This window comes from Streptomyces sp. NPDC056948, from assembly GCF_042674225.1.
Lineage (GTDB): Bacteria > Actinomycetota > Actinomycetes > Streptomycetales > Streptomycetaceae > Streptomyces > Streptomyces purpurascens.
The window spans coordinates 1-8,979 of record NZ_JBHUQX010000387.1; the positions used below are offsets into that span (position 1 = coordinate 1).

General features: G+C 71.9%; 11 protein-coding genes. 2 read left to right on the forward strand and 9 right to left on the reverse strand.

The window, feature by feature from the left end:
• Positions 1-72: 72 nt before the first annotated feature.
• Both ACFTZL_RS35330 and ACFTZL_RS35335 read right to left on the reverse strand, forming a co-directional pair.
• Positions 73-798, reverse strand: a complete 726-nt coding sequence (locus ACFTZL_RS35330) for a hypothetical protein (protein WP_382591563.1) — start codon at positions 796-798, stop codon at positions 73-75.
• Positions 799-917: 119 nt separating this feature from the next.
• Positions 918-1,277: an arsenate reductase family protein gene (locus ACFTZL_RS35335; RefSeq protein ID WP_382591566.1), complete on the reverse strand. Its 360-nt coding sequence runs from the start codon at positions 1,275-1,277 to the stop codon at positions 918-920.
• Positions 1,278-1,504: 227 nt separating this feature from the next.
• Between ACFTZL_RS35335 and ACFTZL_RS35340 the strand changes: the two genes are divergently transcribed.
• Positions 1,505-1,819 (forward strand): hypothetical protein, encoded by a 315-nt coding sequence (locus tag ACFTZL_RS35340; RefSeq protein ID WP_382591568.1) that lies wholly within the window; start codon positions 1,505-1,507, stop codon positions 1,817-1,819.
• Here ACFTZL_RS35340 and ACFTZL_RS35345 read toward each other — a convergent pair.
• The gene (locus ACFTZL_RS35345; RefSeq protein WP_382591571.1) at positions 1,807-2,880 is read right to left on the reverse strand and encodes an aldo/keto reductase; all 1,074 of its coding nucleotides are present in this window, start codon (positions 2,878-2,880) and stop codon (positions 1,807-1,809) included. The two genes, ACFTZL_RS35340 and ACFTZL_RS35345, sit on opposite strands and share 13 nt — an antisense overlap.
• A 100-nt stretch (positions 2,881-2,980) precedes the next feature.
• Between ACFTZL_RS35345 and ACFTZL_RS35350 the strand changes: the two genes are divergently transcribed.
• Complete coding sequence (locus tag ACFTZL_RS35350) at positions 2,981-3,592, forward strand: TetR/AcrR family transcriptional regulator (protein WP_382591573.1); 612 nt, start codon at positions 2,981-2,983, stop codon at positions 3,590-3,592.
• A 16-nt stretch (positions 3,593-3,608) separates the two neighbouring features.
• On the opposite strand, the gene ACFTZL_RS35355 is transcribed toward ACFTZL_RS35350, so the two are convergent.
• The 6 genes from ACFTZL_RS35355 to ACFTZL_RS35380 form a co-directional block, all read right to left on the reverse strand.
• A complete protein-coding gene (locus ACFTZL_RS35355) occupies positions 3,609-4,799 on the reverse strand; it encodes a winged helix DNA-binding domain-containing protein (RefSeq protein ID WP_382591590.1) in 1,191 nt (396 codons plus the stop codon).
• 91 nt (positions 4,800-4,890) lie between these two features.
• Entirely contained in the window at positions 4,891-6,537 is a 1,647-nt protein-coding gene (locus ACFTZL_RS35360) for an alpha/beta fold hydrolase (protein ID WP_382591576.1), read from the reverse strand.
• A gap of 54 nt (positions 6,538-6,591) precedes the next feature.
• A complete protein-coding gene (locus ACFTZL_RS35365; protein WP_382591578.1) occupies positions 6,592-7,176 on the reverse strand; it encodes a hypothetical protein in 585 nt (194 codons plus the stop codon).
• Position 7,177: 1 nt separating this feature from the next.
• Positions 7,178-8,095, reverse strand: coding sequence for a zinc metalloprotease HtpX (gene htpX / locus ACFTZL_RS35370; RefSeq protein WP_382591581.1), 918 nt, complete (start codon positions 8,093-8,095; stop codon positions 7,178-7,180).
• 97 nt (positions 8,096-8,192) lie between these two features.
• On the reverse strand, positions 8,193-8,564 hold the full coding sequence (locus tag ACFTZL_RS35375) for a signal peptidase I (protein WP_382591583.1): 372 nt from the start codon (positions 8,562-8,564) through the stop codon (positions 8,193-8,195).
• Between the two features lie 50 nt (positions 8,565-8,614).
• Positions 8,615-8,902: a hypothetical protein gene (locus ACFTZL_RS35380; RefSeq protein WP_382591586.1), complete on the reverse strand. Its 288-nt coding sequence runs from the start codon at positions 8,900-8,902 to the stop codon at positions 8,615-8,617.
• Positions 8,903-8,979: the final 77 nt, after the last annotated feature.

Here is an 8,979-nt window from a genome sequence, read left to right on the forward strand (position 1 = left end):
GGACCGGTGACACGTACGAGGGGCGGCCGAGGGGTGGGCCGCCGCCTCAGTGACCCGTTCGGCCGTCCGGCATCACCCCACCTTCTCGATCACGGCCCGGCGGATCAGGAACTTGCCGGGCTCACGGACCTGTTCGAAGGCCGCGTTGTTGAGCAGCGCACAGCTACCGGAGACCGAAGTCACCTCCACCGTCGTGGACTTGTTGTTGTCCAGGTTGGTGACCTTGAGCTGCGTGCCGACCGGGAACTGGTTGCTGGACGCGGCAGGCGCACCGCCCTCGCCGGAGAGCGTGACGGTCGAGCCGTTGCACACCTGCTGTCCGGAGGCCGCAGCGCCACCGCCGGCGTTTTCCGCCGGGGCGGACTCCGCGGGCTGCGAGGCCTCGGCACCCCCGGCTGCGTCCTGACCGCCGCCGGCCTGCTCGCCGCCGTCGGCCTGCTCACCGCCCTGCGCGGGCTGCGACGGCTGCGCGGCCTGGGAGTCCTGAGCCGACTCCCCAACCGTGCACCCCGACGCGTCCTGCTTCCGCTTGATCTCCTCGACGACCGCCTCGCGGTTGGCGATCCGAGCCTCCGACTGCGCGTCGGGGTTGGCCTGCTGATCGGCGATGAACTTCTCGTTGTTGCCGAGAGCGGTGGCGAGTCCCAGGCAGGCCGTCGACTCCGCCGCCGACTTGGTGGTCGGCGGCGTGGCGTTCGACGTGCTCGCCATGACGAAGGCACCGCCGCCCGCCACGGTCACCGCGCTCACCAGCAGCGCGATCTTCTTCTTCGGGCCGAGAGTTCTCCTACGCGACATGCGCGCCTCCTGAAGAGGTAGGGGAGCGTACGCCGCTATGTACGAGATACCGAACGAAGTTACTCAGCGGTTACAGGAGTCACTGAAGTGACCTGCACCACACGCTTCAAGGGTGATGGTCAACGCGACAGGACGTCCCGCACGGCCTCGTCGGTACGTCCCACCACGGCCGTGCCGTCGTCCGCGGTGATGATCGGGCGCTGGATCAGCTTCGGGTGCTCGGCGAGCGCCTTGACCCACCGGTCACGCGAACCGGCGTCCCGCGGCCACTCCTTGAGTCCGAGCTCCTTGGCGTCCGCCTCCTGCGTGCGGGTGATGTCCCAGGGCTCGAGACCGAGGCGCGTGAGAACGCCACGGATCTCGTCCTCGCTCGGCACGTCCTCCAGGTAGCGGCGGACGGTGTAGTCGGCCCCCTCGGCGTCGAGCAGTGTCACGGCGCTACGGCACTTCGAACAGGCCGGATTGATCCAGATCTCCATGCGCCCACGGTACGCGCCGCCGCCGTTGTTCGATTTCCAGCCGCCTCAGGCGCCCCTCGTGGACCTGCCGTGACGTGACGCCAATTTCCTTTCCCACCTGGGCATTTGCCGGACTGGGAGGACTCCCCGTTGTCAGTGCCGGACGGTAAACTGTAAGCAGTGTTCGAGGGTGGCGCCGGGGTCGCAGAGGACTCCGGTGAGCGCCCGACCGCGACAGGAGGATGCCTGTGCCCGCTGCCGCTCTGAAGTCGAAGCCGTTGCCCACCCAGTCCACCGCGAAGCGTCCCGTCCTGCTCGACCTGCCCTATGCGCCCGTGGAGAAGCGGCCGCTGCCGCCGGGCCGGCCGCGCGCGTGGTACATCACGCACAACCGTCGGCTCAAGGCGATGCGGCTCGCCATCGCCCTGCTCGACTCCGGCGTCCACATGCCGAACCAGGCCCACAACGAGACGATCCGCGGCGCGGCGGAACAGATCGGTGTCCACCCGCCGTCGGACACGACGTGCCACATGGTGCGGGCGTTCATGCGCTACTCGCGCTGATCCTGTCCCACCGGTGTTCCCGGCGCGGGGAACACCGGTGGGTTCAGCCGGGCGGACCCCTCCTGGCGTTCATAGGGGAAGTAGGGGTACGGCGCCGGGCGGTGGCTCGCCGCGTCGAGCCTCGCCGTCTGCTCGGGCGTCAGGCTCCAGCCGACGGCGCCGAGGTTCTGGCGCAGTTGCCGCTCGTCGCGGGCGCCGATGATGACGGAGGACACGGTCGGCCGCTGGAGCAGCCAGTTGAGGGCGATCTGCGGCACGGCCCTGCCCGTCTCCTCCGCGATCTCGTCCAGCGCGTCGACCACGTCGTAGAGGTGCTGGTCGGTGACGGGCGGGCCGTGCTCGGCGGTGCGGTGCAGCCGGCTGCCGGGCGGGAGCGGTGCTCCGCGGCGGACCTTGCCGGTCAGGCGTCCCCAGCCCAGCGGGCTCCAGACGATCGCGCCGAGGCCCTGGTCGAGGGCGAGCGGCATGAGCTCCCACTCGTAGTCGCGGCCGATCAGGGAGTAGTACACCTGGTGGGCCACGTGGCGCGGACGGCCGTGCTTCTCTGCGGCCGCGAGGGACTTCATCACCTGCCAGCCGGAGAAGTTGGAGGCGCCGGTGTAGCGCACCTTGCCCGCCTGGACGAGTGCGTCGAGCGCGGCCAGCACCTCGTCGACCGGCGTCCCGGCGTCGAAGGCGTGGAGCTGGAACAGGTCGATGTGGTCGGTGCCGAGTCTGCGCAGGGCGTCCTCGCAGGCGGTGATCAGACGGGAGCGGGAGGAGCCCGCGTCGCCCGGTCCGTCCCCCATCGGCAGGCCGGTCTTGGTGGAGACGATCACCTGGTCCCGGCGGCCTTTGATCGCCTGCCCCAGCACCTCCTCGGAGGCGCCGGCGGAGTAGACGTCGGCGGTGTCGAACATCGTGATCCCGGCGTCCAGGCAGATGTCCACCAGGCGGCGCGCCTCCTGCGCGTCGGTCGTGCCCCACGCGCCGAACAGCGGACCCCGCCCGCCGAAGGTGCCGGCTCCGAAGCTCAGCGCGGGAACCATGAGTCCGGACGCGCCCAATCGCCTGTATTCCATCTCGGCCCCTTTCGACAGCGACCCTGTTAACGGGTCTATGGTTCCCTTAATGGTCACTAAGGTAGCAGGGTGAATCGCTTAATGGAACGGAAGTGCCGTTATGGCTGACGGAGGCGAGCCGGGGACCGTACGGCCGGGAGGGCGCACGGCGCGGGTACGGGAAGCGGTGCTGCGAGCGGCCGAGGACGCCCTGACCGAGCAGGGCTTCACCGGCCTGGACCTGGCCGACATCGCCCGCCGCGCCGGAGTAGGCAAGACGACCGTCTACCGCCGCTGGGCGACGGTCACCGGGCTGGTGGCCGACCTCCTGCTGGACATGGCCGAGCAGTCCGCGCCGCGCACCGAGACCGGCTCACTCCTCGGCGACCTGACGGCCAACGCCCGGCTCGTCCAGCGCACCCTGACGGACCCTCGGCAGGGGCCGCTGTTCAAAGCGCTGATCGCCGCCGCCACCTGCGACCCCAAGACGGCCGCGGCGCTGCGGCGCTTCTACGACATCCGCGTCAGGGAATGGGCTCCCTGCGTGCGGCAGGCCGTCGACCGGGGAGAGGTGCCCGAGGGCACCGACACGCACGAAGTGGTCCGCGCCGTCTCCGCCCCGCTCTACTACCACCTGCTGATCAGCGGCGCCCGGCTCGACGGGGCCACGGCCGACCGGGCCGCCGAGGCCGCCGCGACCGCGGCACGCGCGGGCGTGTACGTACGGGCCTGAGGCCGCGAGGGCCCGGCTACCCCGCCGCCAGTTCCTTCTCCAGCGGTGTGCGGAAGCGTGGTGTGATCCTGGTCGTCCCCACCCACCCGCTCAGCCGCTCCGCCTCCGTCCCCATCGCCGCGCGGGCCTCACGGCCGACGCCCTCCTCGTCGAGGATCCGCCAGGTGATCTCCCCGTCGGGCCGCTGGGCCCACCCGCCGACCACCCGTCCGTTCCACCACACCGTCGGCCCGACATTGCCGCTGCCGTCGAACAGCAGGGGCCGCAGCTCCGGCGCGAGATACCAGTCGCGCTGCTGCCACCCCATCGCCGTCGGGTCGAGGCCGGGCAACAGCGCGGCCCAGGGCTCGTCGGGGGCGGAGACCGGGTCGGCATCCTCGTCGGACACGTACCCCGTGCCCTCGTCCAGGGACACCTCCCGGGCTCCGATCGCGGCCAGCGCCCTGCGGACCTCCGTCACCCGCCACCCCGTCCACCACTTCAGGTCGGCCTCGGTCGCCGGACCGCACGCGGCGAGCCACCGTCTCAGCAGCTCCGCCTGCGCCCCGGCGATGTCCGTCTCGGGGTGCTCGGGCGCCACGGCCCAGCGGAACTGGCCGGACGTCCAGGAGCCGAGCGGCCGGCCGCGCACGAGCTTCCCCTCGACGCCCAGCACCCTGAGCAGCCGGGTCGAGACCGTGTGCACCCCCTCGTAGCTCTTCCCTGCCGCGTAGACGAACTGCTCCCGCAGGCGCGGCTCGTCCCGCGCGAGTTCGGCGGCCGTCGCCTGCCCGCGCCGGGCGAGGGCCCGCAGCGTCGACTCCTCGACCTCCTTCAGCCAGGCCGCGTCCGGTGCCCCCGCCGTCGCCATGTGCTTGAGCAGCCTGGACCGCTCCCGGGCGGCGACTGCCAGGCCGGTCGAGGCGTGCACGACCGCGGTCAGGGCCGTGGGGAACACGAACACCGTGTGCCGCATGCCGTGCATCCGCACCAGGGAACGGTCCTCGTACAGCGCGCGCCCGGTCTCCGCCACCGTCTCCGCCGGGTCCGCGAGCCGCGCGCCCACGGCCAGGTACACCGTCGCCGGGTCCGTGCCGTGCAGCGCGACGAGCGAACCGGCCACCTCCTCGGGCGTCCCCGCCCGCGCCTGCCCGGCCAGCCGCTGCCGCAGCGCGAGGCGGGCCCGCCGCTCCGCCACCCCGATGTACCGCCGCGCCCCGCCGCCCATCCCGGCCTCCACTCGTCCAGTCCCTCCGACCCGACCGCATCATCGCGGACGCCACTGACAATCGGCCGTCACCGGAACCGGTCACCACCTCTCAGGCTGAGGCGTACCGCTCCAGCAGCCCCGCCACGTAAGCCTCCAGCCGCCCGCCCAGCACCTCCGGCGTCAGGTCGGTCCGCCCCAGCTCCCGCCAGGGGAGCGCCAGCTTCGCCGCGTCGGGGACGTAGGCCAGGGCGTCGAGCAGCCGCCAGTACAGATGGTCCGGGCCGTCGGCCAGGGGCCGGCCGCCGTGTGCCTCGTAGCGCTCCCGGAATCCGAGGCCGTACTCCGGGCCGTGCAGCAGCGCGAGCGCCGTCGAGCAGTGCGCGACGTCCAGGTCGGCGGGACCCCACGAGGTCTCCACCCAGTCGACGACACCGCCGATCCGCAGACCGGACCCCGAGCCCGTGAACAGCACGTTCCCGGGGTGGAAGTCCCGGTGCAGGAAACAGCCCTGGTACGGCGGGGGATCGCGGCGGATGACGTCCACGGCCCGCTCCCACCCCGGGGGGATCCGCAGCGGAGACGTCCACGCCTGGTACGCACGCGGACGCTCCTCGGGAACGACCCGGTGGATCCCGGCCAGTTGGGCCGCGAGCAGCTCCACACGCGCGTCGAGGTCCTCCTCGTCGACCCGGACCCGCCCCGGCAGCACGGACATCAACAGGGACGGATGGTCACAGTGCTCGGCCGTCGCGTCCACGCCGATCAGCTCCGGCGCCGGCACGCCCTCCTGCCCGGCCAGCAGTGTCAGCACCTCCGCCTCGCGGGCCAGCAGCCCCGGGGCGTGCCGCCGGAAGAAGGGCTTCACGAAGGTCCGCAGGGCGAGGGCGGTGCCGTCGTCGAGGGTGAGCCGCCGCAGCTGGGCGCTCCAACCGCCCTTCAGGAAAGACGACTTGTCGACTGTACGGCCCTCCGGGAGCCGCTTGGCCACCCACGCCCGGGTCGCCGTCCAGCCCTGCTCGCCGAGCCCGGTCAGCACGGCGGTGACGAACGCCCGCCGGTCGTCGGGACGGTCGCGGAACCACAGGCCCAACCGGTGCTCCGCCTCGGGAAGTTCCCAGTGGGTGAACTGGGCGCGCCGGGACAGCGCCTCCGAGACGGCCTCCGTCACGGCGGGCGGGATGACCTCGTCCGTGCCCGGCACCGCGAGCACCGCCCGTCCCTCGTACGCCCGCAGCACGTCGAGCGCGGGCGACGCACGCCAACTGCCGGGCCGGCGGATGATCTCGCTGAACCGCCCGTCGCCCTCCCCGAACGGCACGTCCCACGCCTCGGCCGCGTACACCGCGGGCGCGCACAGCCCCAGGGCCGCCACCCGGTCCCCGTAGTGCCGGGCGAGATCGGCCACCGTCTGACCGCTCATGCTGAACCCGACCAGGATCAGCGGCCCGTCCCCGCGTGCGTGCGCGTCGATCACGGACACGGCCTGCTCGAAACGGCGGCGCAGGCTCAGCTCCCGCAGCAGGCCGGTGCTCTCCCCGTGGCCCGAGAAGTCGAAGGCGAGGGTGTGGCAGCCGTGTGCGGCGAACTCCGACAGCAGCGGCACCAGCCGTTCCTTGCTGCCGTTGCCCGCGCCGTGCAGGACCACGGCAGTCGCTCTCGCCGACGCACCGGCTCCGCCGTACAGCCCGCTGAGTCGTTCACCGTCGATGGTGTGCGGGGAGTCGATGGTGTGCGTGAAAGGGACCAGCTCACTCATACGGTCATTCACTCACGCGGCGCAGGCCCGTGACGGGTGATCCGGGAGGGGCGATCACAGACCGGGCGCTCCCCACACCGGGAACCAGCGGCCCAGGTCCTGCTCGATCCGCAGATCGCCGTCGAGCGCCGCCCGCACCTGGAGTTCCAGCGCGTTGTCACGCCGTTGCGCCTCGTCGGGCAGGGGCGCGAACGGGTAGAAGGTGCCGCGTTTGTAGAGGTAGACCAGCGCGAGCCGCCGGCCGGCCCGGTCCCGGAACCCGGCCAGGGAGCACAGCAGTTGCGGGCCGAAGCCGTTGACCTCCATCTGGCTGTTCACGGCGTGCAGATCGTTCACCAGCGCGTGCAACTGGTCGGGGGCGCGGTGCGAGACCAGCCAGGAGTAGCCGTAGTCGTCCTGCCGCAGTTCCACCGGTGGACCGTCGCGTTCGGTGTCGGCGTCCAGCAGGGCCTGCACCTCGCGGTGGCTCTGCTCGAAGGCCGCGCCCTCGACCGTGGCGAAGCACACCGCGCCCTGCCCGGTCGGGATGAAGCCCGCCGCGGCCTCCAGGGTCACGGCCGCCGACGGCAGCGCGAACAGCCGGTCGAGATCCGCCACGACCGGCTTGGTCCGGCCGAGCAGGATGTCCAGCAGCCCCATGTCACACCCCTCCGGGCGTCGCCGCCTCGCCCAGTTCGGCGGAGATCCGGCCCAGTTGGTCGAGGCGCTGCTCCAGGCTGGGGTGGGTCGAGAAGAGCCGTGCGACACCGGGCTCGCGGCCCAGTGCCGGGGTGAAGTAGAAGGCGTTGAAGGCCTGGGCCGTGCGCAGGTCCTTGGTCGGGATGCGGGCGATGTCGCCGGAGACCTTGGTGAGGGCGGAGGCCAATGCCGAGGGCCGGCCGGTGAGCAGCGCGGCCGCCCGGTCGGCGGCCAGTTCCCGGTACCGGGACAGGGCCCGGATCAGCAGGAAGCTCAGCGCGTACACGGCCGCCGAGACACCCATCACCGCCGCGAAGATCACCGCGGTGTTCTGGTCCCTGCGGCCCCCGCCGAACAACTGCGAGTAGAAGGCGAACCGCACGATCAGCCCCGCGATCACACCGAGGAACGAGGCGACGGTGATCACGGCGACGTCCTTGTGCGCCACATGCGACAGCTCGTGCGCGAGGACGCCCTCCAGCTCGGCGGGCTCCAGCCGCCGCAGCAGCCCGGTCGTCACACAGACCACGGCGTGGTCCGGGTTGCGCCCGGTCGCGAACGCGTTCGGCATGTCCATATCGGACACGGCCACCACCGGCTTGGGCATGTCGGCCATGGCACACAGCCGGTCCACGACCCCGTGCAGCCCGGGAAACTCCTCCCGCTCCACGACCCGCCCGCGCATGGCGTACAGCGCGATCCGGTCCGAGAACCAGTACTGAGCCCCCAACAGCCCCGCCGCGACCACCACGACCAGCACCCAGGACTTCAGCAGCACGATCAGCGCTGCCACGAACCCCACGTACAACAACCCGAGCAGGAACAGCGTGACCCCCATACGGGTGGTCAACCGCCGGTCGCTCCGGAAGCGGCTGTGCATCTGCATCACCCCGCAGTCAGGCACTCGTCCCAATGCCAGTGTGCACCCGGCCCCGCCCATGAACGGGTCGTGATCGGCCCCAGGACAAGCAAAGGCGTCAGCCGCCCGCGCCCACCGCGTACCCGGCCACGGACGGCCACCGAACGGTCAGCACCACCGACTCCTCCTCCGCGACCCAGGAGTGATCGACCCCGCGCCCCCACACGACGTAGTCCCCCTGCCGCTCCAGCAGCACGCTGCGCCCGGGAAGCTCCACCCGGAAGCGCCCGCTGATCAGCACCAGCAGCGCGGTCCGCTCCTCACCCCGCACCCACTGCGCCCGCTCGTCACCCCGAGGATGGACACCCCACTTGATCTCGACGGTTTCGCTGTGCCGGGGGTCCCCGACGTCCTTGAAGTGCCCGAGAATCCACCCACGATCCAGCGCGGCGTCCGCACCGGCGTTGCCCACATACACACTGTCGTCCACGCGCGGGGACGCTAGCAGCAGCCTGGCCGGCCCTCTCGGTGCACGCTCCGCTACGGCGCCCGGAAGTTGATGTACCCCAGCAGCACGATCAGCGCCGCCACACAGCCGAACACCACGGCCGTGGAGATCCACGACGAGCGGGAGCGGGAGCGGGAACGGGAACGGCGGCCGCGTGAGCGGTGGTCGGGCTCGGGGCGGAAGGGTACGGGGCCGGGAGGGTTGTGTTTCCAGCGTGCGGCGAGCATGCGGGCCCGGGCCGAGGGCTCCTTGTGCTCGGCGTCGTCCGCCCATCTGAGGTCGAACTCGCGCTCCTGGCCGTCCTGTTCGTGCTCGGACATTCCCACTCCACCCCCGTGTGGTCCTGTCAGCAGAATAGAACATATGCCCGCGCCCCCGCTGCCGGTGCGGCAGCGGG

Excerpts from the sequence above, each read along its gene's own strand:
- ACFTZL_RS35330 (WP_382591563.1), bottom strand. The coding sequence starts at position 798 with ATGTCGCGTAGGAGAACTCTCGGCCCGAAGAAGAAGATCGCGCTGCTG.
- htpX (WP_382591581.1), bottom strand. The coding sequence starts at position 8,095 with ATGCACAGCCGCTTCCGGAGCGACCGGCGGTTGACCACCCGTATGGGG.
- ACFTZL_RS35365 (WP_382591578.1), bottom strand. The coding sequence starts at position 7,176 with ATGGGGCTGCTGGACATCCTGCTCGGCCGGACCAAGCCGGTCGTGGCG.
- ACFTZL_RS35335 (WP_382591566.1), bottom strand. The coding sequence starts at position 1,277 with ATGGAGATCTGGATCAATCCGGCCTGTTCGAAGTGCCGTAGCGCCGTG.
- ACFTZL_RS35345 (WP_382591571.1), bottom strand. The coding sequence starts at position 2,880 with ATGGAATACAGGCGATTGGGCGCGTCCGGACTCATGGTTCCCGCGCTG.
- ACFTZL_RS35355 (WP_382591590.1), bottom strand. The coding sequence starts at position 4,799 with ATGGGCGGCGGGGCGCGGCGGTACATCGGGGTGGCGGAGCGGCGGGCC.
- ACFTZL_RS35360 (WP_382591576.1), bottom strand. The coding sequence starts at position 6,537 with ATGAGTGAGCTGGTCCCTTTCACGCACACCATCGACTCCCCGCACACC.
- ACFTZL_RS35350 (WP_382591573.1), top strand. The coding sequence starts at position 2,981 with ATGGCTGACGGAGGCGAGCCGGGGACCGTACGGCCGGGAGGGCGCACG.
- ACFTZL_RS35380 (WP_382591586.1), bottom strand. The coding sequence starts at position 8,902 with ATGTCCGAGCACGAACAGGACGGCCAGGAGCGCGAGTTCGACCTCAGA.